Here is a 21936-nt window from a genome sequence, read left to right on the forward strand (position 1 = left end):
GGCAGGTCAGCCCGCCGGTCGGGTCTCGAAGCTGGTGACGCCGGCCAGCAGCGCCCGGCCGGGCAGCCGCCGTCCGGCCTCCTGGTCGCCGTAGAGCGTCCAGCGCAGGAAGTCGGTGGTGGTGCCGAGGACCTGGGCGAAACCGGGCCGGCCGGGGACCAGGTACTCGCCGTGGCCCTGCCCGAGCAGGCTGAGGAAGGAGGCGGGTCCGGGGGTACGGCGGTACGCGGCCCGGCCCACGCTCAGCGGCACCACCGCGTCGGCGGTGCCGTGCACGAAGAGGATCGGGGCGCTCGGACCGGCGAAGCTGCCCGCCATCCCGCCACCGGCGATCACGATGCCCGCCCGCAGCCGGGCCGGGTGCCCGGCGGTGAACATGCCGGCGGTGGTGAAACCGCCCGCCGAGTGCCCGGCCGCCGCCACCCGCTGCACGTCGAGGTGACCGGCGAGCGGGTCGCCGGAGCGGCCGTCGAGCCGGACCAGGTGCCGGATCACCCGCCACCCGTCGGCCGGCTGGTGGCGGACGTCGGCCCGGGAGAACCGCTTCGCCCCGCGCCGGGTGTGCGGGTACGTCGGGGCGGCCACCACGAATCCGGCGGCGGCCCAGCGGGCGGTCAGCCCGGAGTGCAACTCGGGCAGGCTGGCCAGACCGTGGCTGTAGATCACCACCGGGAACCGCCCCTCGGCGACCCGGCTGCCCTGCGTCGGATACCAGAGGGTGACCGGCAGTGGACGCTCCGAGGCCGGGTCGACGGTGAGCGTGCGCACACCCACCGCGTACGGCACGTCCGGGGCCAGCCGCCCGCCGAGTGCCTGGCCGGACTGCTCGCCGCTCGTCGCGCAACCGGCCGTCAGCACCATCAGCAGCACCGACACCAGCGCGGTGAACCCCCGTGCGATTCCCACGACCTCACGGTAGGACCCCGGGTCACCCGTCCGGGTCCGGTTGACCGGTGCGGTACGCCACCCGTTCGGACGGCGTGCACGGACCGTGCGACTGGACCGCTTTCGCTAAGGTCACGGCATGACTGAGAACTACACCGATCCGAGCGGCAACACCGAGGCGTTCCGTGCCTTCGCCGGCACCCCCGACGCCCCCGCCGAGACGGCGTCCCGCAACGGCCTGATCATCGGTGCCGCCGTGGTCGCCGTGGTGCTGGTCGCGCTCGCGAGCTGGCTCGCCTTCGCCTGATCGGTACGTCACCGGTCGGCCGCCCGATCAGGCGCTGGCTGCTACCACCGCGCGTGCCTCCCGGGCGATCTCGCGTTCCTCGTCCGTGCCGACCACGCAGACCGCGACCTCCGCGCCGTCCGGTGAGACGAACCGGTCACCCTGGCCCGCGTTGCGCTCCGGGTCGACGGTGATGCCGAGCCGTTCCAGCCCGGCCAGCGCCGCCGCGCGTACCGGGGCCGCGTGCTCGCCGACCCCGGCGGTGAAGGTGACCGCGTCCACCCGACCGAGCAGCGCGTAGTACGCCCCCACGTAGCCGGTGATCCGCCGGCAGTAGACGTCGAAGGCGAGCGTCGCCGCCTCGTCCCCGGCCGCCCGCCGGGACAGCACCTCCCGCATGTCGTTGACGCCGGAGAGCCCGAGCAGTCCGCTGCGGTGGTTGAGCAGGTCGTCGATCTCGTCCACGCCCAGTCCGCCCTCGCGGCGCAGGTGGAACACCACGGTCGGGTCCAGGTCGCCGCTGCGGGTGCCCATCACCAGCCCCTCCAGCGGGGACATCCCCATCGAGGTGGCCACGCTGCGCCCGTGCTCGACGGCGCACGCGCTGGCGCCGTTGCCCAGGTGCAGGGTGATCGTGTTGACCTCCGCGTACGGGCGGTCCAGCAGTTCGGCGGTGCGCCGGGAGACGTACGAGTGCGAGGTGCCGTGGAAGCCGTACCGGCGGACGCCGTACCGCTGCGCGACCTCCCGGTCGATCGCGTACGTGGCGGCGGAGTCGGGCAGCGTGTGGTGGAACGCGGTGTCGAAGACGGCGACCTGCGGCACCTCGGGCAGGACGGCGCGCGCCTCGGCGATGCCGGCGAGGTTGGCCGGATTGTGCAGCGGCGCCAACGGCACCAGCTCGGTGATGGCGGCCAGCACCTCGTCGTCCACCAGCGTCGGGGCGGTGAACCGCCGACCGCCGTGCACCACCCGGTGCCCGACCGCGGTGAGCCCGGTCAGGTCCAGCCCGGCCAGGATCCGCCGGACCGCCCCGGCGTGGTCGGGCGCGTCGCCCCCGGCCTCACCGATCCGCTCGACGGTGCCCTTGTCGAGCACGCGGTCACCGTCGTACAGCCGGTACTTGACCGAGGACGACCCGCAGTTCAACACCAGGATCTTGTCGCTCATCAGGCACCTCCGGGTGGGGGAGCGTCGGTGCGGGCGGCGGCCTGGATGGCGGTGATCGCCACGGTGTTGACGATGTCCGGCACGGTGGCCCCTCGGGACAGGTCGTTGACCGGCCGGCGCAGGCCCTGCATCACCGGCCCGACCGCCACCGCCCCGGCGGAGCGCTGCACCGCCTTGTACGTGTTGTTGCCGGTGTTCAGGTCCGGGAAGATGAAGACCGTCGCCCGGCCGGCGACCGCACTGCCGGGCAGTTTCGTCGCCGCCACCGCCGGGTCGATCGCCGCGTCGTACTGGATGGGACCCTCGACGGCCAGGTCGGGCCGGCGCTCGCGGACCAGCGCGGTGGCCGCCGCGACCTTCTCCACGTCGGCTCCGGCGCCGGAACTGCCGGTCGAGTACGACAGCATCGCCACCCGGGGTTCGATGCCGAACCGGGCCGCGGTGTCGGCCGAGGAGATCGCGATGTCGGCGAGCTGGGCGGCGTCCGGGTCACGGTTGACCGCACAATCGCCGTAGACCAGCACCCGGTCGGCGAGCAGCATGAAGAAGACGCTGGAGGCGACGGAGACGTCCGGCAGGTTCTTCACGATCTCGAACGCGGGGCGGATGGTGGCGGCGGTGGTGTGGGTGGCGCCGGAGACCATGCCGTCGGCGTGCCCGGCCCAGACCATCATGGTGCCGAAGTAGTTCGGCTGGGCCACCACGTCGTACGCCAGCTCGACGGTGACGCCCCGGTGGGCGCGCAGCTTCGCGTACGCCTCGGCGAACTCGTCGCGGCGGTCGCTGGTCGCCGGGTCGACGATGTGGGCACCGGTGATGTCGACGCCGAGTTCCCGGGTCCGTCGGGCCACGTCGTCGGGGCGACCGAGCAGGGTGAGGTCGGCCACGCCCCGGTGCAGCAGGATCTCGGTGGCCCGCAGGATCCGTTCGTCGGTGCCCTCGGGCAGCACCAGGTGGCGGCGCTGGGCCCGGGCCCGGTCGATCAGGTCGTACTCGAACATCAGCGGGGTGACCCGCTCCGAACGGGTGACCGCGAGCCGACGCGCCAGCTCGTCGGTGTCCACGTTGGCCTCGAAGGCACCGAGGGCGGCCTCCACCTTGCGGGTGTTGGCCGCGCTGGGTCGTCCCTCGATCCGGCTGGACGCGGCGACCGTGTCGTAGCTGTCGCTGGTGACGCTGAGCACCGCCAGGCCGGTGTTCAGCCCGTCGAAGAGGCGCAGGGCACGCGGGTCGGGCTGTTCGCCGAGGGTGAGCACCAGCCCGGAGATCGAGACCTGACCGGAGACGTGTGCGGCACCGGCGGCCACCAGCAGGTCGTCCCGGTCGCCCGGGGTGATCACCAGGCAGCCGTCGGTCAGGTGCTCCACCAGCGTCGGCACGTGGGCCGCGCCGACCACGTAGTCGAGCACGTCCCGACCGAGCGCCGCCTCGTCGCCGGTGAGCAGCGTCGCACCGAGGGCGGCGGCCACCTCGGCGACCGTCGGCGCGGACACGGTCGGTACCTCCGGGATGGCGTACGCCGGCACCGGCAGGTCGGGCAGGTCCATCGGCTCGGGCACCCGGTTGGCGATGACCGCGAGCACCGTCGCGCCGAGGTCGACCAGATCGTGGTACGCGCCCCGGGCCGCCGCCGCGATCGTCGCCGGTGACTGACCCTGGCCGTCCACGACCGGCACCACCACGCTGCCGAACTCGGTGGCGAGCCGGGCGTTGAAGGCGAGTTCCCGGGGCGTGCTGCCGTCACCGGAGTCGGCGAAGTCGCTCCCCACCACCACGACGGCCGGGCACTGCCGCTCGACCGCTCGGTAGCGCTGCACCACCCGGGAGATCAGTTCTTCCCGCCGTCCGTCCGATACCAGGGCGGTGGCCTCGGCATATGTGGCTCCGGCCAGGTCGGACGGGTTAACCTGCACGCGATAGCGCTCGCTGAGCAGGGCGAGGATGTGGTCGGGCCGGTTCGACGGCACCAGGGGCCGGAACACGCCGATCCGTTCGACCTGTCGGGACAGCAGCTCGGCGAGACCCAGTGCGATGGCGGATTTTCCGCCGCCGGATCCCACGCTGGTGAGGTAGACGCTGCGAGCCATGCGGCCCAACCTACTCGGTCCGGTTGGTTGTCCTCCGACAACCATCTAGGGGTGGTTCGGCCTGTTTTCGCATGTCAGATGGGACACTTGGGCGAGAAGGTGAAAGCTATTCACGTTTAGACTCGCGCAGGTGGAGGGACCAACACAGATCATTCCTGTCGCCCCGGAACCATCCCCCGTCTTCGTCGATCCGAGTGGCCGCCGCGGGCGGTGGCTACGGCGGACCGCGTACGCCCTCGGCCTGTCCGGGGTGGCGTACACCATGATGGTCGGCATCAGCTTCGCCGGCGGGCCGGTCCGCCCCGAGACGATCATCCCGTTCGTCGAGCCCGCCGAGACCTGGGAAGCGCCGCCCGTCTCGCCGACACCCTCGCCCGCCCGGTCGACCTCGCCGACGCCGTCGCCGACCCAGGTCACGCCGCAGCGTCCGGTGCCCCTTCCCTCCACGCCCGGCACCGGCGCGACCTCGACCAGTCCCGCTCCCCGCCCGTCGGGCACGACACCGACCAGCGCCCGTCCCAGCGGGACGCCGACGGCCAGCCCGTCCCGGAGCACGCCGCCCCGCAGCACCCCGCCACCCAGCACCCCGCCCCCGAGCACCCCGACCCCCACGACAACGCCGTCGCCGGACCCGAACGACACGAGTGAGGCGACCGCTCCCTGATGAGCCACCCGTACCCGCCCGGCCGACCGGCACCCGCGCCCCCCACCCGTACCCCCGACCGGCCCCGGCAGCACGCCCGGCCCCGTCCGGCCACCCGGGCCCGGCGGTTCATCCCCCGTCCGAGCTGGACGGTCTACGCCATGGTCTTCGTGCTGCTCGGCGGCATCCTCTTCGTCCAGGCGTACGCCAACGGCTCGTTCATCCCGGACTACCGGGCGGAGAACATCTTCGGCAGCGGCCAGGACGACGTCCCCGACGAGATCCTCGAAGGCGGGCCGATCGTCAACACCACCGCCGACCGGCCGCAGTCCTACCGACTGCCGGCCCGGACCGTCGCGCTCACCTTCGACGACGGCCCCGACCCGATCTGGACCCCGGCCGTGCTGGAGGTGCTGGAGAAGCACCAGGTGCCCGGCACCTTCTTCGTCCTCGGCAACCAGGTGGTCCGCAGCCCCGACCTGGTCCGTGAGCTGGCCGACAAGGGGCACGAACTCGGCGTGCACACCTTCACCCACCCGCACCTCACCCAGATCCCCGGGTGGCAGCGGCGGATGGAGTACACCCAGACCCAACTCGTCATCGCCGGTGCCACCGGCCAGCGGACCAACCTGCTGCGGTTCCCGTACTCGTCGCGGGCGGACGCCTTCGTCGACCAGGACTGGCCGCTGCTGCAACAGGCCGGCGAACTCGGCTACCTCAGCGTCGTCAACGACCTGGACAGCCGGGACTGGGAGCGGCAGGGCCCGGAGGGGATGATCGAGCGGACCGTGCCGGAGGGCTACTCGGGCGCGATCACGCTCTGGCACGACTCCGGCGGTGACCGCTCGCAGACCGTCGAGGCGCTGGACCGGTACATCCCGTTGATGAAGGACCGGGGCTACACCTTCACCACGATCAGTGGCGGGTTGAACCGGGCACTGGCCGAGGCCGGTGCCACCGGCACCACGGCCGGGCCGACCGAGGCGACGTTCAGCGAGCGTTGGCGCGGTCAGATGCTGATCATGGCGGTACGCGCCGCCGACGGCACCTTCGTCCTCTTCGGTGTGCTCTTTCTACTGGTCGGGACGCTCACCATCGGGCGGACCGTGTTGCTGTTCGTGCTGGCGCGACGGCACGCCCGCAAACGACGCCGGAAGGGCTTCGCCTGGGGACCGCCGGTCACCGAACCGGTGTCGGTGATCGTGCCCGCGTACAACGAGAAGGAGGGCATCGCCGAGGCGGTCCGCTCGCTCGCCACCGGCGACCATCCCGGCGGCATCGAGGTGGTGGTGGTCGACGACGGGTCGACCGACGGCACCGCCGACATCGCCGCCGGGCTCGGCCTGCCGAACGTGCGGGTGGTCCGCAAACCCAACGGCGGGAAGCCGAGCGCGCTGAACACCGGCGTCGCGCTGGCCCGGCACGACCTGATCGTGATGGTCGACGGCGACACCGTCTTCGAGCCCGACGCGGTCCGTCGCCTGGTCCAGCCGTTCGGCGACCCGCAGGTGGGCGCGGTGGCCGGCAACGTCAAGGTCGGCAACCGGCGCAGCATGATCGCCAAGTGGCAGCACATCGAGTACGTGATCGGCTTCAACCTGGACCGCCGGCTCTACGAGACGCTGCGCTGCATGCCGACCATCCCCGGCGCGATCGGCGCGTTCCGTCGCGAGGCGCTGGAGTACGCCGGTGGGATGACCGACGAGACGCTGGCCGAGGACACCGACATCACCATGGCTCTGGGCCGCGCTGGCTGGAAGGTGGTGTACGAGGAGAGCGCCCGCGCCTGGACCGAGGCGCCGGCCACCTTCGGGCAGTTGTGGAAGCAGCGGTACCGGTGGAGCTACGGCACCATGCAGGCGATGTGGAAGCACCGCCGCTCGGTGCTCGACAAGGGCGCGTCCGGCCGGTTCAGTCGTCGTTGCCTGGCGTTCCTGACGCTGTTCGGGGTGCTGCTCCCGTTGACCGCCCCGGTGATCGACCTGCTCGCCATCTACGGCCTGATCTTCCTGAACCGCACCGAGACGGCGCTGGCCTGGGCCGCCATGCTGGGACTGCAGTTCCTGACCGCGATCGTGGCGTTCCGCCTCGACAAGGAGAAGCTCGGCGTCCTCTGGGTGCTGCCGTTGCAGCAGTTCGTCTACCGCCAACTGATGTATCTGGTGCTGCTCCAGTCGGTGGTCACCGCGCTGACCGGCGGGCGGTTGGGCTGGCAGAAGCTCAAGCGCACCGGACTCACACCGGGCGGCCCGGCGGGTCCGCCACCGCCGGTGCCCGTACCGGCCGCCGCCACCGCCCGGCGGGTACGCCCCTGACCGAAGGGTGCGTCAGTCGGCGCGTCGGGCCAGGCCGAGGGCGTACTCCGGCCACCAGACGCCGCTCTCCGGCTCGCCGGGACGGCAGGCACCGTCGGACTCGCCCGGGTACTTCACCCACAGCAGGGCGTCCACCCGGTCCAGGCCGGTGTCGGTGGTGGGGTCCGCGCCGAGCGCGCGGCCCGGCGGGTTGCACCAGCTCGGCGCGGACCGGACGGTCTCGCCCGGGTACGCGCCCCGGCCGTTGCGGCTGGTGTCGATGACGAACGTGGTGGTGCCGCCGAGGGCGTCGGAGATCTCGTGGCCGTAGCCGACGTTCTGCGGCGTGCCGACGAAGTTGGCCACGTTGAGCGCGAAGCCGTCGGCCTCGGCGACCCCGGCCCGGCGCAGTGCCGCCGCCAGCCGGGCGCCGTCGGTGATCCAGCCGGGGTGCCCGGCGTCCAGATAGATCCGGGCGCTGCCGGTGCTGCCCAGCACCTGCACCGCGTCCCGTAGCAGATCCAGCCGCTCGTCGACGTCGTCCACGCAGCGGTCCACGGCGTCCGGCACCCCGCCCGGCTCCAGCACGATCGTGACCGGGCGGCCCTGCACCCCGGCGGCCACCCGCCGGATCCAGTCCTGGTACGCCCCGGCCGACTCGGCGCCGCCCTGACCCTGCCGTCCGCAGTCGCGTTGCGGCAGGTGGTGCGTGACCAGCACCGGCGTCTGACCGGAGCGGCTGGCACCGGCGAGGAACTCCGAGACCTCCTCGGTGACCGTGGTGGAGTCGCCGACCAGCCACCGGGCGGTCGGGCGGGTGCTGATCCGGCGCAGGGTGGCGGCGTCCTCGGCCCGGCCCTCCTGCGTCCACTCGGTGACCTGCCAGGACGCCGCACCGCGCGGGTCGACGTAGAAGACCGGCGGCAGCGGTGGTGACGAGCGGTCGGCGCTGACGGTCTCCGTCGGCGGACGCTCGGGTGCCTCGTCGCCGCACCCGGTCAGCAGGAGGGTCAGCGCGATCCCCGCCACCAGGGCAGGGCGGCGGGAGCTGCGGGGCATGGCCGCCACCATACCCGCCGTCGGGGCCGGTCCGGACCTGGCCTACCAGGGCTTTTCGTCGGCACCGGCGTCTGGCCGGTCCGGCCGCGCGGCGGGTCGGTGGCGGTCCGGGGCCTACTCGTCGTCGGGGTCGTCGAGCCGGGCGAGCCAGGTGGCGAAGCGCTCGATCGGAGTCTCGAACTCCGGGTTGAGGTCGACGAAGTCCCGCAGCCGCTCGCCGAGCCACTCCAGGGTGACGTTCTCGTCGCCCCGGCGCTGGACCAGCTCCTCGATGCCACGGTCGGTGAAGTACATCAGGTCTCCTCGGACATGCTCACCGGGGCGGGCCACCGTCTCCGGTGGCCCGCCCCGGTGTTCGCGGTCGGTGCGGTCAGGGGCGGGGCAGCGCGGCCTCGATGAGCGCGTTCTGCTCCACCTCGTGCATCTTCGCCGAGCCGACCGCCGGAGCGGCGGCGGCCGGGCGGGAGATGCGACGCAGGCGGACCCCGTCGAGGTGCTCCAGCAGGTTGAGCGCGACGAACGACCAGGAGCCCTGGTTGGCCGGCTCCTCCTGCACCCAGGCGAAGTCCTCCGCGTTCGGGTACTGGGCGAGCGCGGCGCGGATCTCCTCCACCGGCATCGGGTAGAGCTGCTCCAGCCGGATCAGCGCGGTGTCGGTGACGCCGCGCTCCTGCCGGGCCTGGAACAGGTCGTAGTAGACCTTGCCCGAGCAGAGCAGCACCCGCTTGACCTGCTCCGGAGCCGGCGCGGCCTGGTCACCCAGCACCGGCGAGAAGGTGCCGGAGGTGAAGTCCTCGACCGGGGAGACACAGAGCTTGTGCCGCAGCAGGGACTTCGGCGTGAACACGACCAGCGGCTTGCGCTTCGGCGACAGGGCCTGGCGACGCAGCAGGTGGAAGTAGTTCGCCGGGGTGGTCGGGATCGCCACCCGCATGTTGTCCTCGGCGCAGAGCTGGAGGAACCGCTCGGGACGGCCGGAGGTGTGGTCCGGACCCTGTCCCTCGTGGCCGTGCGGCAGCAGCAGGGTGACCGCGGAGCGCTGGCCCCACTTCACCTCACCGGAGGAGATGAACTCGTCGATCACCGACTGGGCGCCGTTGACGAAGTCGCCGAACTGGGCCTCCCAGCAGACCAGCGCTTCCAGGTTCTCCACCGAGTAGCCGTACTCGAAGCCCATCGCGGCGTACTCGGAGAGCAGCGAGTCGTGCACGAACAGGCGGGACCGCTCGCCGTCGCCGGTCAGCGACTTCAACGGCAGGTAGTCGTCACCGGTCTCGGCGTCCACGATCGAGGCGTGCCGCTGCACGAAGGTGCCGCGTCGGGAGTCCTGCCCGGCGAGCCGGACGGTGACCCCGTCGTGCAGCAGCGCCCCGAAGGCGATGATCTCGCCGAAGCCCCAGTCGATGTTGCCCTCGACGGACATCCGGGCCCGCCGGTCGAGCAACTGCTGGATCCGCTTGTGCGGGGTGAAGCCGTCCGGCAGGTTGACGTGCGCCTCGCCGATGGCCTTGATCACCGACGCCTCGGTCGCGGTCTCCACCTGCGGCTCCGGCTCGTCCTGCCGGGCCGGGCGACTGACCTGGCGGGGGGCGCTGGCCGCGTCGCGGGTGGCCTTGAAGACCCGCTCCAACTGCGCCTGGTAGTCGCGCAGCAGCTCCTCGGCGTCCTCCACGGTGATGTCACCCCGCCCGATCAGCTCCTCGGTGTAGAGCTTGCGGACCGAGCGCTTCGAGTCGATGATCCTGTACATCTGGGGGTTGGACATCGAGGGGTCGTCGCCCTCGTTGTGCCCGCGCCGCCGGTAGCAGACCAGGTCGATCACGACGTCCTTGTTGAACGTCTGCCGGTACTCGAAGGCCAGCCGGGCGACCCGGACCACGGCCTCCGGGTCGTCCCCGTTGACGTGGAAGATCGGCGCCTGGATCATCCGGGCCACGTCGGTGCTGTAGAGGCTGGACCGGGAGTACTCCGGGGCGGTGGTGAAACCGACCTGGTTGTTGACCACCACGTGCACGGTGCCGCCGGTGCGGTAGCCGCGCAACTGGGAGAGGTTGAGCGTCTCGGCCACCACACCCTGACCGGCGAAGGCGGCGTCGCCGTGCACCGCCAGCGGCAGCACGGTGTAGCCCTCCAGCTTGAGGTCGATGCGGTCCTGCTTGGCGCGGACGATGCCCTCCAGCACCGGGTCGACCGCCTCCAGGTGCGACGGGTTCGCCACCACCGAGACCTTGACCGAGTGGTCGCCGTCCGGGGTGGTGAACTTGCCGTTCTGGCCCAGGTGGTACTTCACGTCACCGGAACCCTGGGTGGAGCGCGGGTCGAGGTGCCCCTCGAACTCCGAAAAGATCTTCTCGTACGGCTTGCCGACGATGTTGGCCAGCACGTTGAGGCGACCCCGGTGGGCCATGCCGATCACGACCTCGTCCAGGTCGTTCTCGGCGGACGCCTCCAGCACCTCGCCGAGCAGCGGGATCAGCGACTCGCCGCCCTCCAGCGAGAAGCGCTTCTGGCCGACGTACTTGGTCTGTAGGAACGTCTCGAACGCCTCGGCCGCGTTGAGCCGGTTCAGCACGTGCTTCTGCTCGTCGGCCGGCGGCTTCTCGTACTTGCGCTCGACCCGCTCCTGGATCCAGCGGCGCTCGGCCGGGTCCTGGATGTGCATGTACTCGATGCCGACGCGGCGGCAGTACGAGTCGCGCAGCACACCGAGGATCTCCCGCAGCCGCATCCGCTGCCGGCCGGCGAAGCCGTTCACCGGGAAGGTGCGGTCCAGGTCCCACAGGGTCAGCCCGTGCTGGAGGACGTCCAGGTCGGGGTGCTTGCGGATCTTGAACTCCAGCGGGTCGGTGTCGGCCATCAGGTGGCCCCGGACCCGGTAGGAGTGGATCAGCTCGTGTACCCGCGCGGTCTTGTTGATCTGCCCCTCGCTGTCGACCGCGACGTCGCGCATCCAGCGCACCGGCTCGTACGGGATGCGCAGCGAGGTGAAGATCTGGTCGTAGTAGCCGTGCTCGCCGAGCAGCAGCTCGTGCATGACCTTGAGGAACTCGCCGGACTGCGCGCCCTGGATGATCCGGTGGTCGTACGTGCTGGTCAGCGTGATGACCTTGCTGACCGCCAGCTCGGCCAGGGTGGCCTCGCTCATGCCCTGGTAGGGCGCCGGGTACTCCATCGCGCCGACACCGATGATCGCGCTCTGGCCCTGCATCAGACGCGGCATCGAGTGCACGGTGCCGATGCCGCCGGGGTTGGTCAGCGAGATGGTGGTGCCGGAGTAGTCGTCCATGGTCAGTTCGTTGCGGCGGGCGCGCCGGACGACGTCCTCGTACGCCTGCCAGAACTGCCGGAAGTCCATCTGCTCGCAGCCCTTGATGGACGGCACCACCAGGGTCCGGCTGCCGTCGGGCTTGGCCAGGTCGATGGCGATGCCCAGGTTGACGTGCTCGGGGCGGACCATCGCCGGCTTGCCGTCGACCTCGGCGAAGGAGTTGTTCATCTCCGGGTGCGCGACCATCGCCCGGACCAGCGCGTAGCCGACCAGGTGGGTGAAGCTGACCTTGCCACCACGCCCCCGGGCGAGATGGTTGTTGATCACGATGCGGTTGTCCACCAGCAGCTTGGCCGGGACCGCGCGCACGCTCGTCGCGGTCGGCACGGCCAGCGAGGCGTCCATGTTCTGCACGATCCGGGCGGCCACGCCGCGCAACGGCGTGGTCTGCGGCCCGGTGGCGGTCGGGGCGGACTTCGCCGGGGCGGACTTGGTCGTGGTCGCCTTGGCCGGCTCGGCCTTGGCGGCCGGCTTGGCCTTCGCCGGAGCCGGGGACCTGGTCGCCGCCGGCTCGGCCTTGGCGGCGGGGGCGGCCTTGGCGCTCGGCTCGGCCTTGGCCGGGGTCTTCGGGGCGGACGGGGTGGTGGTCGCCGAACCGTCACCGTCGGCGGAGCGGGCCTTGCCGGCACCGGGCCGGTAGTCGGCGAAGAAGTCGTGCCAGGCCGGGTCGACGCTGCTGGGATCGGCGAGGTAGCGCTGGTACATCTCCTCGACGATCCACTCGTTCGGGCCGAAACCCGCCAGTGGGTTCTCCTGCGAAGTCTGCTGGGTCGACACGGCCGGTAATCGCCTCTTTCACGCGGGTTTGGTGTGTCACGCGGTGTCCGTCCGCGCCAGGACGAGCGCACACAGGACGGATCCAAGGCTACGCCGTACGGATCGCCGAGGCATTTCCACCTCCACCCCGTGGTCCGATTCACAGAAGATGCCAGAAGTTCCGTAAGCCCAGCGTGTTGCCCTGCTAGCTGCTATGACACGGGCCCGGTCCGACCGGCTCGCCGCCGATCGGACCGGGCCCGGCCCGGACGCTTCCGCGCCTACCGGATCAGGAGATGTCGCGACGCCGCGTAATCAGGATGCCGACCACGCAGCTCGCCACGGCGTAGCCGATCAGCACCACCGCGCCGACCCACCAGGAGGGCAGCATCTCGTTCTCACCTGGGGTGATCATGATCTGGGAGGCCGCCGCCGGCCAGATCACCTGCCACTTGATCACGGCCATGTTGTCCAGCAGGTTCGCCAGCAGGAGGAACAGCAGACCGACAACTTGTGTACCAATTAGGTAAAGCACCGAGGCGGTGATCACCGCGCCGAGCTGGTTGGTGATCAGAGTGCCGATGCCCACGCCCAGCACGGTCCAGATGGCGTACGCCATCAGGTTGAGCAGCAGGGCCCGCTGGACCTCCCACTCGCCGAGCATCGTGCCGTGGTCGTTGAGGGTCAGGAACGCCGCTCCGGCCACGAGGTCGATCACGGTGGTCACCAGCCAGAACGCGAAGCCCAGCAGGCTGGCCGCGATGAGCTTGCTGACGATCACCGCGGTCCGTCGCGGGGTGGCCAGGAAGGTGGTGGTCGCCGTCTGGTGGAAGAACTCGTTGGTGACCATCAGGATGCCGATCAGCATCACGAACATCAGGCCGAGGTACTGACCCGAGGTGTAGATGTTCGCCGCCTGGGCCGGTGCGGAGGCGGCGTCGCCGGTGTAACCGAACTCCTCCCCGCCGCCGCTGAGCGTCTCGTTGGCCAGCCAGGCGTTGAACGGGAAGGCCATGGCGATCGACAGGATCGCCGCGAGGGCCAGCCACCACCAGGTGCTGGTGGTGCGGATCTTGAGCAGTTCGGCGCGGACCAGGTTGCTCATCGGATGCCCGCCTTTCCGGCCGTCAGCTCCAGGAACACGCGTTCCAGGTCAGGTCGTTCGGTGCTCAGCTCGTGCAGCTCGACCCCGGCGGTCAGCGCCGCCCGGCCCACCGTCGGGGCGTCCACCCCGGCGATCAGCAGCGCGCCCTGTTCGTCGACCTGCACGGTGGCCGGTCCACCGGCCAGCGCCGCGGTCAGCGCGTCCGCCTGCGGGGTGCGGACCCGGACCCGGGCGCCCTGCGCCATCGACCCGATCACCTGCTCGACCGGTCCCTGCCGGACGAGCTGCCCGGCCGCGATGATCACCACGTCGTCGGCGAGCAACTGCATCTCCGACAGCAGGTGACTGGAGACCAGCACGGTGCGGCCCTCGGCGGCCAGGCCCTTGAGGAATCCGCGCATCCAGCGGATGCCCTCCGGGTCCAGGCCGTTGGCCGGCTCGTCGAGGATGAGCACCCGGGGGTCGCCGACCATCGCCGCGGCGATGCCGAGGCGCTGCTTCATGCCCAGTGAGTAACCCTTGAACTTGCGCTTCGCCGCCGGGGTCAGGCCGACCATGGCGAGCGCCTCCTCGGCCCGCTGCCGGGGCAACCCGGCCGCCGCGCAGATCACTCGCAGGTGGTTGATTCCGGTACGTCCCTTGTGCGCGCTGGACGCCTCCAGTACCGCGCCGACGTGCCGCAGCGGGTCGACCAGGTCCGGGTACCGGCGGCCACCGATGGTGGCGGTGCCGGCACTCGGGGTGACCAGATTCAGCAGCATCCGCAGCGTGGTGGTCTTGCCGGCGCCGTTCGGACCGAGGAAGCCGGTGACCCGGCCCGGCTCGACCGTGAACGACAGATTGTTGACCGCCAGCATGTTGCGGTACTGCTTGGTCAGGCCGGAGACCACGATCTGCGCGTCGTTGGTGGGGCGTGACTGCCCGTCGGACATCATTCTCCTCCCGTGGCGCCGAGGTGCGCCGTTGCACAGCGTGACGGTAGTGGTCAAGCAAATCAATCGGGCGCGTTCCGGAGATCGTGCTCCGTCCCAGGCAGGAGCTGCCTCATCCCCAGGTACGACCCGATCGACGGTCGTCCTACACCGCGATCCAGGTAGCGCGGGCGTGGGCCAGCAGATCACCCTCCGGGGCGAACAGACTGGTGTGCACCAGCGCCTTGCGTCCCTGCGTGGCGATCACCACACCGGTGACCACGCACTCGGTGCCCGGCTCCGGCAGCGCCTCGACCCGGGTGGCGATCCGCCCGAGCAGGTACGGCCGGTCGGCGCCGAGCACCGTCCAGCCGCCCGGGCAGTCCAGCGCGGCCCAGACCGTCGCCACCTCCACCCGCTCCGGCACCCGCCACGGCGCGGCGGTCCGGCCCTCCGGCTGCGGTCCGGGGAAGATCCGCAGGCCGTCGGCGCGCTCCGGACCGCAGACGAAACAGCCGGGGAACGGGTGACCGACCAGACCCGGGTACGCCGCCGAGGCGGACCGGGCGGTCGCCGGATCCACCGGTGGCGCCACGACGTCGAACGGCTCGGCGGCACCGAGCTGCGCGACCACCTCGCCGGTCGGGTCGTACACCCGGCCCTCGGTCAGCGTCAGCGGCACGTCCAGCGGCGGCGGTCGACGCAGAGTCACCTCCACCGGGCCGGACCCGCCGTACGCGGAGGCGAAGACGCCGGCACTCCACCCGCCGTTGCCGGAGTCGGGCGGCCCGTTGTAGCGCGCCTCGATGATCATCGGACTCCTCCCGCCGCCCTGCGGCCCCGTCGCCGGGCACACCGCCGGAAGCCTCGCACGATCCCCGCGCCGGGCCGGGCGGCGGGGCAGCCACCGGTCGCCCACCGGCGTTCACCGGATCGACACCGGTCGCCACCGGAGCCGGCAACCCACCGGGGGCTACACAGAGGGCATGGCTGTCCGTCTCCTGCTGCGGTCGATGTGCCGGGTGCTCGCGCTGCGGGAGCTGACCGTCACGGTGGAGATCGCCACGCCGCTGTACCCGACCCCGTCCACCGACCGTCGATCGCTCGCCCGGGTCGCCGAATCGGCGGTGCATCTCGTACCGTCGGCGGCGGTGTCGCCGGCCGCGCCGGTGCCGATCCGGCCGCTGCGGACGCCACCGCAGCGCGTGGTCGCACCCGCGCCCACCGGGCCGACCGGACCCGAGTTGCCGCTGGTCGCCTGAGTCGTCCGCTCACAGGGTTTTTTCAGTGACCGCCCAGCATGGGCGCAGCGACTGCACGGATGATGGGCGGCATGGCGGCTACCCAGACCGAGGCCCGACTGCTCGTCGTCGAGGACGATCCCAACATCCTCGAACTGCTCTCCGCGAGCCTGCGGTTCGCGGGCTTCGACGTGGCCACCGCCACCAGTGGCAGCGCCGCGCTCAGCGCGGCCCGGGACCACCGGCCCGACCTCGTGGTGCTCGACGTGATGCTGCCGGACCTGGACGGCTTCGAGGTGATCCGGATGATGCGGGAGAGCGGCACCCGGACGCCGGTGGTCTTCCTCACCGCCCGGGACGCCACCGACGACAAGATCCGGGGACTGACCCTCGGCGGCGACGACTACGTCACCAAGCCGTTCAGCCTGGAGGAGTTGACCGCCCGGATCCGGGCGGTGCTGCGCCGCACCAGCACCGGCGAGCAGGCGCCCGCCCGCCTCACCTTCGCCGACCTGGAGCTGGACGAGGAGACCCACGAGGTCTACCGGGCCGGTCAGCGGGTCCAGCTCTCGCCGACCGAGTTCAAGCTGCTGCGCTACCTGATGCTCAACGCCAACCGGGTGCTCTCCAAGGCGCAGATCCTCGACCACGTGTGGAACTACGACTTCCGGGGCGACGACAACATCGTCGAGTCCTACATCTCCTACCTGCGGCGCAAGGTCGACACCACCGAGCCCCGGCTCATCCACACCCTGCGGGGGGTCGGGTACGTGCTCCGCAAGCCGGCGGCGTGAACCCGGTCCAGCAGGGCAAGACCCGACTCCGCTCGGTACCGCTGCGGGTCAAGCTCGTCGCGGCCGTACTCGCGTTGGTCGCGGCCGCGCTGCTGGTGATCGCCTCGCTGACCACGATCTTCCTCCGCAGCTATCTGGTCGGGCAGATCGACACACAGTTGCGAGGCTCGGGCCAGACGCTCGGTCCGCTGGTCCCCCTGATGAAGTCCGGCCGGGTGGGGGCGATGCTGCCCAGCGACTACTTCGTGGTGCTGGCGAACCCGGAACTCGGGCTCACCCGTCCGTACTACGACGACAACACCTTCGGTCCGCAGCAGTTGCCGCGCGTCCCCGACGACGTGCAGGGTTTCGCCGAGCGGGTGGGGGAGCCCCGGACCGTGACGTCGTGGGACGGGCACACCCGGTGGCGGATGTACTACGTCGAGGTGTCCGACGGCGAGGTGTTGGCGATCGGGCAGCACCTCACCGAGGTCGAGGCGGCGGTCAAGCGACTCATCCTGATCGACATGCTGGTGGGTGGGGCGGTGCTGATCCTGCTCGCCTCGGTCGGCGCGGCCATCGTCCGGACCAGTCTGAAACCGTTGGTGGAGATCGAACGTACCGCCGCCGCGATCGCCGGGGGCGACCTCAGCCGCCGGGTGCCCGACCCCGAGTACGGGCAACCCTGTCCCACCTCGGAGCTGGGTCGGTTGTCCCGCGCGTTGAACGCGATGCTCAGCCAGATCGAGATGGCCTTCACCGCCCGCGCGGCGTCCGAGTTCGCGGCCCGCTCCGCCGAGTCCGCCGCGCGGGAGGCGGCGGAGGCGGCCCGTTCCTCGGAGGCGCGGTCCCGCCGCTCGGAGGAACGGATGCGGCAGTTCGTCGCGGACGCCTCGCACGAGCTGCGGACCCCGCTGACCACCATCCGGGGCTTCGCCGAGCTGTACCGGCAGGGTGCGGCCCGCGCCCCCGAACAGACCTCCGACCTGTTGCGCCGGATCGAGGACGAGGCGTCCCGGATGGGCCTGCTGGTGGAGGACCTGCTGCTGCTGGCCCGGCTGGACCAGGAACGGCCGCTGTCCCTCGCCCCGGTGGAGCTGCCGGTGCTGGCCACGGACGCGTTGGAGGCGGCTCGGGCGACGGCGCCGGACCGGCGGATCGAGCTGGAGATCGAGCCGGGCTCCGGGCCGCTCGTGGTGCGCGGCGACGACGCCCGGCTGCGGCAGGTGATCGGCAACCTGATGACGAACGCGGTGCGGCACACCCCGCCGGAGGCGTCGGTGACGCTGCGGCTGCGCGCCGAACCCGGCGAGCTGGCGGTGATCGAGGTCGCCGACACCGGGCCGGGGCTCACCGGCGAGCAGGCGGAACGGGTCTTCGAACGGTTCTACCGGGCGGACGCCTCGCGGACCCGGCGGACCGGGACGTACACCGGCACCGGGCTCGGGCTGGCCATCGTCGCCGCGCTGGTGTCGGTGCACCAGGGCACCGTGGAGGTGACCGACACGCCGGGTGGCGGTGCCACCTTCCGGGTCCGGCTGCCGCTGGCGCCCACCGCGGACATCGATGACGAATGATTTTCAGCGAACGCTCAGGCCCGACTAAGGCGGAACGCAGTGCAATGGGTAAAGGTAGAGGCATGAGCGAGTACGAGTCCGACCCTCGCCGGCCGGCACCGACCGACGCCGAGCCGTCGCACCCCGAGCTGTCCCGTGCCGAGTACGCGCGGACCGACTCTGACGTTCCGGCGTCCGGCGGCGGTGCCGACCGGACCGCCGAGGCACCGACCGTCCCGGTCCGGGCGGTCGACGCGCCGGGCACCCGTGGGCAGGACAACGAGCCCACGATGACCGGCCTGCCCACCGCCGGCTCGGCTCCGCCGGCCTCCGGTCGCCCCACCTGGTCGCCGTCGAGCGGGCAACCGCACCAGCCCGGCCAGCCGGTGTCCGCCCAGCCCGGCTACGGCACCCCGTCCGGGTACGCCGCGCAGTCCGGCTACGGCGGCCAGTCCGGTTACGGCACGCAGTCCGGCTACGCCAGCCAGTCCGGGCAGTCCGGGTACGGCAACCAGCCGGGGCAGTCCGGGTACGGCAACCAGTCCGGTCAGTCCGGCTACGGCCAGTCCGGTGCCGGTTACTCCGGCGCGTCCTGGTACCCGAACCAGTCGAGCTGGAGCGGTGGCACCCAGAGCGGCGCCTCCGGGCATCCGGGCTACCCCGGTCAGCCGGGGACGCCCGGCGGCTACCCGGGGCAGCCCACGCCGTGGGGACCGACTCCGCCGCAGGCGTCCAAGCCGGGCCGGGTCGCCAAGTTCATCGGCGCCGGGGTGGCGGTGTTCGCACTGATGCTCGGTAGCGGTGCGGCGGGCGGCGCGCTCGCGTTGGCGCTCGGGGGCGGTGGCGGCGTGACCCATACCTTCTCCGCCGCGCCGGTGATCGACGGTGCCGACCTGCCGCGCATCGCCGCGTCCGTGCAGGACAGCGTGGTCTCGATCAGCACCGGCAGCGGCGAGGGCTCCGGCGTGGTGCTCAGCGCCGACGGCTTCGTCCTGACCAACAACCACGTGATCGCCAACGGCGGCGACAACGTCCGGGTGATCTTCGCCAACGGCACCACGGCGCGGGCCGAGATCGTCGGCACCGACCCGAAGACCGACCTGGCGGTGCTGAAGGCGGGCGGGGTCAACGACCTCCAGGCCGCCAAGTTCGGCGACAGCGACGCCATGCAGGTCGGCGACACGGTGCTCGCGCTGGGCAGCCCGCTGGGCCTCCAGGGCTCGGTGACGGCCGGCATCCTCAGCGCCCGGGACCGCACCATCCAGGCCGGCAGCGGCCAACCCGGCCAGTCGGCCAGCTCGATCTCCGGGCTGTTGCAGACCGACGCGCCGATCAACCCCGGCAACTCCGGCGGTGCGTTGGTCAACACCCGGGGTGAGGTGATCGGCATCAACACCGCCATCGCCACCGCCGGGCAGGGCAGTTCCGGCAACATCGGCGTCGGCTTCGCGATCCCCAGCAACAAGGCCAAGGACGTCACGGACAAGCTGCGACGCGGCGAGAAGATCAGCCACCCGTCGCTCGGGGTGAGCGTGAACGCCGCGCCCGGCGGCGGCGCGATGGTCGGCTCCCTGCTTCCGGGCGGTGCCGCCGAGCGAGCCGGCCTGCAACAGGGCGACGTGATCATCCGCTTCGGCGACAAGCAGATCAACGACTCCACCGACCTGGTCGGGGCCGTGCAGGCGGGCAAGGTCGGTGACCAGGTCGAGGTGGCCTACGTACGTAACGGCGCCGAGGCGACGGTGACCGTGACGCTCGCCGAGGCGTCCTAGTTCCAGACCTGCTTCCTCCCTCCGGGGCGGCGGGTGGCGCGGCCAAGGGGGTTGGTCGCGGCACCCGCCGTCCCTCTTTTGCGTCCCGGCACGGGTCACCCGCATCGGGTGACCCGTGCTCACCCCGTGCGCGGGCAACCTCGGCGGTGCGAGTGCAGGTCAGGCGGACGGGGGGAGCCATGACCACGGCAGCGACGGGCCGGACCGACGACCGGGTCCAACGGGACGTGCTGGACGAACTCGACTGGGATCCGCAGGTACGCGGGACCGACCTCGGGGTGACCGTGCGCGACGGGGTGGTGACGCTGACCGGTGTGGTGGACGGCGCGGCCCACCGGTGGGCGGCGGTCGGCGCGGCCCGCCGGGTACGCGGTGTACGCGCGGTCGCCGACGAGATCGAGGTGCACCCCGCCGGCCCCGACGGGATCACCGACGGCGAGCTGGCGATCGCTGCCGCCCGGGCCCTGGAGTGGAACAGCTTCGTGCCGGCCGAACGACTGGACGTGACCGTCGCCGCCGGTTGGCTGATGCTGCGCGGCGAGGTCGAGTTCGGGTGGCAGCGGCGTACCGCCGAGCGGGAACTGCGCCGGCTACGGGGCGTACGCGGGGTGACGAACCTGGTCGAGGTGCGGCCCGCCGCCCCGCCCGACACCGACCGGGTACGCCGGGACGTGCAACGTGCCCTGCTGCGCGGTATCGGCACGGAACGGGTGACCGTGCAGGTCAGCGGCGACACGGTGACCCTGACCGGGGTGGTGCGGTCCTGGTGGGAACGCGACCAGGCGGAACGGATGGCCTGGTCGGCCGAGGGTGTGTCGGCGGTACGCGACGAACTGCTCGTGGGCGGCTGAGCTGCGATGCCGTGTCTCGTTTGTCGGCGGCGGCACCGGGAAACCGCTTCGATCCCCGCCCGCCGTACCGGGGATCGGGGCCAGCACAGACGGACGGGGAGGGCTCGTGGCCGACAGAATTCCCGGGGAGCGCCGACTACGGATCGCGATGGTGGTGCCACCCTGGCTGTCCGTGCCCCCGCCCGGCTACGGCGGGTTGGAGCAGGTGGTGGCGGGCCTGGTGGACGCCCTGGTCGACCGGGGCCATGCGGTGACCCTGATGGGCGCCGGCGCGGCGCACGGCACTGCGGGCGACTTCCTCGCCACCCTCGACGAGTTGCAGTACGACCGGCTCGGCGAGTCGCTGCCCGAACTGGCCCACCTGGCCCGGGTGAACCATCTGGTCAGCCCGGCCGACTTCGACGTCGTGCACGACCACACCACGATCGGTCCGCTGGTCGCCGGTCGCCGCGCGGTGCCCACCGTGGCGACCGTGCACGGCAACCCGGTGGGCGAGTACGGCACCGTGCTCAGCGACACCGACCAGGGCGTCGGACTGGTCGCCATCTCGCACGCCCAGCGGCGACTGAACCCGCGACTGCCGTGGATCGGCACGGTGCACAACGCGATGGAGGTCGGCGGCTTCCCGCGCAAGACCGCACCCGGTGACGGTCCGGTGCTGTGGCTCGCCCGGTTCAGCCCGGACAAGGGGCCGGACCTGGCCATCCGGGCCTGCCGGGAGGCGGGACTGCCGCTGGTGCTGGCCGGCAAGTGCAGCGAACCGGTCGAGCAGCGCTACTTCGACGAGGTGGTCCGACCGCTGCTGGGCCCGGACGTCCGGGTGGTCCGCGACGCCGACCGCGAGGCCGCGCTGCGGCTGCTGGTCGAGGCGTCCTGCCTGATCATGCCGATCCAGTGGGAGGAGCCCTTCGGCATCGTGATGCTGGAGGCGATGGCCACCGGTACGCCGGTGGTGGCGCTGCGCCGGGGCGCGGTGCCGGAACTGGTCCGGCCCGGCGTGACCGGGTTGGTCTGCGAAGGCCCGGAGGAGTTGCCGGCAGCACTGCGCGAGGCACCTCGCCTCGATCCGGCGGACTGCGTGGCGCACGTGGCCCGGACCTTCTCGGTGGAGCGGATGGCGGCCGGCTACGAGGAGGTCTACCGCCGGTTCCTGACGGCGGCCACCCCGCGCACCGCGATCCGCGAACCGGTCCGGGTCACCCCGGCCTAGAACCGCACG

General features: G+C 71.9%; 18 protein-coding genes. 9 read left to right on the forward strand and 9 right to left on the reverse strand.

The genetic code is table 11. The features are described from left to right. Positions 1 to 6: 6 nt before the first annotated feature. Positions 7 to 906 carry an alpha/beta hydrolase family protein gene (locus ACIBMZ_RS03460; protein ID WP_396690590.1) on the reverse strand — a complete coding sequence of 300 codons (900 nt, stop codon included), beginning with the start codon at positions 904 to 906 and terminating at the stop codon, positions 7 to 9. Positions 907 to 1024: 118 nt separating this feature from the next. On the opposite strand from ACIBMZ_RS03460, the gene ACIBMZ_RS03465 reads away from it, so the two are divergent. Next, a complete protein-coding gene (locus ACIBMZ_RS03465) occupies positions 1025 to 1192 on the forward strand; it encodes a hypothetical protein (protein WP_162854353.1) in 168 nt (55 codons plus the stop codon). Between the two features lie 27 nt (positions 1193 to 1219). Here ACIBMZ_RS03465 and ACIBMZ_RS03470 read toward each other — a convergent pair whose 3' ends face one another. Both ACIBMZ_RS03470 and pta read right to left on the reverse strand, forming a co-directional pair. Further along, positions 1220 to 2341 (reverse strand): acetate/propionate family kinase, encoded by a 1122-nt coding sequence (locus ACIBMZ_RS03470; protein WP_396690592.1) that lies wholly within the window; start codon positions 2339 to 2341, stop codon positions 1220 to 1222. Beyond that, positions 2341 to 4428 carry a phosphate acetyltransferase gene (pta, locus tag ACIBMZ_RS03475; RefSeq protein ID WP_396690594.1) on the reverse strand — a complete coding sequence of 696 codons (2088 nt, stop codon included), beginning with the start codon at positions 4426 to 4428 and terminating at the stop codon, positions 2341 to 2343. The genes ACIBMZ_RS03470 and pta overlap by 1 nt, the downstream gene beginning before the upstream one ends. A 130-nt stretch (positions 4429 to 4558) precedes the next feature. Between pta and ACIBMZ_RS03480 the strand changes: the two genes are divergently transcribed. Next, complete coding sequence (locus ACIBMZ_RS03480) at positions 4559 to 5092, forward strand: hypothetical protein (RefSeq protein WP_396690596.1); 534 nt, start codon at positions 4559 to 4561, stop codon at positions 5090 to 5092. Beyond that, the gene (locus ACIBMZ_RS03485) at positions 5092 to 7386 is read left to right on the forward strand and encodes a bifunctional polysaccharide deacetylase/glycosyltransferase family 2 protein (protein ID WP_396690598.1); all 2295 of its coding nucleotides are present in this window, start codon (positions 5092 to 5094) and stop codon (positions 7384 to 7386) included. Before ACIBMZ_RS03480 ends, ACIBMZ_RS03485 begins: the two co-directional genes overlap by 1 nt. A 12-nt stretch (positions 7387 to 7398) precedes the next feature. Here ACIBMZ_RS03485 and ACIBMZ_RS03490 read toward each other — a convergent pair whose 3' ends face one another. The 6 genes from ACIBMZ_RS03490 to ACIBMZ_RS03515 all read right to left on the reverse strand — a co-directional run bounded on the left by ACIBMZ_RS03490 (position 7399) and on the right by ACIBMZ_RS03515 (position 15338). Continuing rightward, positions 7399 to 8424, reverse strand: coding sequence for a glycoside hydrolase family 6 protein (locus ACIBMZ_RS03490; RefSeq protein ID WP_396690600.1), 1026 nt, complete (start codon positions 8422 to 8424; stop codon positions 7399 to 7401). Positions 8425 to 8538: 114 nt separating this feature from the next. Then, a complete protein-coding gene (locus tag ACIBMZ_RS03495) occupies positions 8539 to 8718 on the reverse strand; it encodes a DUF6104 family protein (protein ID WP_396690601.1) in 180 nt (59 codons plus the stop codon). 76 nt (positions 8719 to 8794) lie between these two features. Continuing rightward, positions 8795 to 12529, reverse strand: coding sequence for a multifunctional oxoglutarate decarboxylase/oxoglutarate dehydrogenase thiamine pyrophosphate-binding subunit/dihydrolipoyllysine-residue succinyltransferase subunit (locus ACIBMZ_RS03500; RefSeq protein WP_396690603.1), 3735 nt, complete (start codon positions 12527 to 12529; stop codon positions 8795 to 8797). A gap of 268 nt (positions 12530 to 12797) precedes the next feature. Next, a complete protein-coding gene (locus tag ACIBMZ_RS03505) occupies positions 12798 to 13613 on the reverse strand; it encodes an ABC transporter permease (protein ID WP_396690604.1) in 816 nt (271 codons plus the stop codon). Then, positions 13610 to 14545: an ABC transporter ATP-binding protein gene (locus tag ACIBMZ_RS03510; protein ID WP_396690606.1), complete on the reverse strand. Its 936-nt coding sequence runs from the start codon at positions 14543 to 14545 to the stop codon at positions 13610 to 13612. The genes ACIBMZ_RS03505 and ACIBMZ_RS03510 overlap by 4 nt, the downstream gene beginning before the upstream one ends. A 145-nt stretch (positions 14546 to 14690) precedes the next feature. Continuing rightward, positions 14691 to 15338, reverse strand: coding sequence for a hypothetical protein (locus tag ACIBMZ_RS03515; protein WP_396690608.1), 648 nt, complete (start codon positions 15336 to 15338; stop codon positions 14691 to 14693). 172 nt (positions 15339 to 15510) lie between these two features. On the opposite strand from ACIBMZ_RS03515, the gene ACIBMZ_RS03520 reads away from it, so the two are divergent. The 6 genes from ACIBMZ_RS03520 to ACIBMZ_RS03545 all read left to right on the forward strand — a co-directional run bounded on the left by ACIBMZ_RS03520 (position 15511) and on the right by ACIBMZ_RS03545 (position 21927). Further along, complete coding sequence (locus ACIBMZ_RS03520) at positions 15511 to 15786, forward strand: hypothetical protein (RefSeq protein ID WP_396690610.1); 276 nt, start codon at positions 15511 to 15513, stop codon at positions 15784 to 15786. Between the two features lie 71 nt (positions 15787 to 15857). Further along, entirely contained in the window at positions 15858 to 16559 is a 702-nt protein-coding gene (locus tag ACIBMZ_RS03525; RefSeq protein ID WP_396690611.1) for a response regulator transcription factor, read from the forward strand. Next, positions 16556 to 18115: an ATP-binding protein gene (locus ACIBMZ_RS03530; RefSeq protein WP_396690613.1), complete on the forward strand. Its 1560-nt coding sequence runs from the start codon at positions 16556 to 16558 to the stop codon at positions 18113 to 18115. The genes ACIBMZ_RS03525 and ACIBMZ_RS03530 overlap by 4 nt, the downstream gene beginning before the upstream one ends. 62 nt (positions 18116 to 18177) lie before the next feature. Next, positions 18178 to 19866 (forward strand): trypsin-like peptidase domain-containing protein, encoded by a 1689-nt coding sequence (locus tag ACIBMZ_RS03535; RefSeq protein ID WP_396690615.1) that lies wholly within the window; start codon positions 18178 to 18180, stop codon positions 19864 to 19866. A gap of 179 nt (positions 19867 to 20045) precedes the next feature. Then, positions 20046 to 20717 (forward strand): BON domain-containing protein, encoded by a 672-nt coding sequence (locus ACIBMZ_RS03540; protein ID WP_396690617.1) that lies wholly within the window; start codon positions 20046 to 20048, stop codon positions 20715 to 20717. Between the two features lie 73 nt (positions 20718 to 20790). Then, positions 20791 to 21927: a glycosyltransferase family 4 protein gene (locus ACIBMZ_RS03545; protein WP_396691003.1), complete on the forward strand. Its 1137-nt coding sequence runs from the start codon at positions 20791 to 20793 to the stop codon at positions 21925 to 21927. Positions 21928 to 21936 lie beyond the last annotated feature (9 nt).

The organism is Micromonospora sp. NPDC049900 (assembly GCF_044461025.1).
Classification (GTDB): Bacteria; Actinomycetota; Actinomycetes; order Mycobacteriales; family Micromonosporaceae; genus Micromonospora.

Bases quoted from the DNA above. Each gene is read 5' to 3' on its own strand.
- ACIBMZ_RS03465 (WP_162854353.1), top strand. From the start codon at position 1,025: ATGACTGAGAACTACACCGATCCGAGCGGCAACACCGAGGCGTTCCGT.
- ACIBMZ_RS03470 (WP_396690592.1), bottom strand. From the start codon at position 2,341: ATGAGCGACAAGATCCTGGTGTTGAACTGCGGGTCGTCCTCGGTCAAG.
- pta (WP_396690594.1), bottom strand. From the start codon at position 4,428: ATGGCTCGCAGCGTCTACCTCACCAGCGTGGGATCCGGCGGCGGAAAA.
- ACIBMZ_RS03485 (WP_396690598.1), top strand. From the start codon at position 5,092: ATGAGCCACCCGTACCCGCCCGGCCGACCGGCACCCGCGCCCCCCACC.
- ACIBMZ_RS03490 (WP_396690600.1), bottom strand. From the start codon at position 8,424: ATGCCCCGCAGCTCCCGCCGCCCTGCCCTGGTGGCGGGGATCGCGCTG.
- ACIBMZ_RS03495 (WP_396690601.1), bottom strand. From the start codon at position 8,718: ATGTACTTCACCGACCGTGGCATCGAGGAGCTGGTCCAGCGCCGGGGC.
- ACIBMZ_RS03505 (WP_396690604.1), bottom strand. From the start codon at position 13,613: ATGAGCAACCTGGTCCGCGCCGAACTGCTCAAGATCCGCACCACCAGC.
- ACIBMZ_RS03510 (WP_396690606.1), bottom strand. From the start codon at position 14,545: ATGTCCGACGGGCAGTCACGCCCCACCAACGACGCGCAGATCGTGGTC.
- ACIBMZ_RS03515 (WP_396690608.1), bottom strand. From the start codon at position 15,338: ATGATCATCGAGGCGCGCTACAACGGGCCGCCCGACTCCGGCAACGGC.
- ACIBMZ_RS03520 (WP_396690610.1), top strand. From the start codon at position 15,511: ATGGCTGTCCGTCTCCTGCTGCGGTCGATGTGCCGGGTGCTCGCGCTG.
- ACIBMZ_RS03525 (WP_396690611.1), top strand. From the start codon at position 15,858: ATGGCGGCTACCCAGACCGAGGCCCGACTGCTCGTCGTCGAGGACGAT.
- ACIBMZ_RS03535 (WP_396690615.1), top strand. From the start codon at position 18,178: ATGAGCGAGTACGAGTCCGACCCTCGCCGGCCGGCACCGACCGACGCC.
- ACIBMZ_RS03540 (WP_396690617.1), top strand. From the start codon at position 20,046: ATGACCACGGCAGCGACGGGCCGGACCGACGACCGGGTCCAACGGGAC.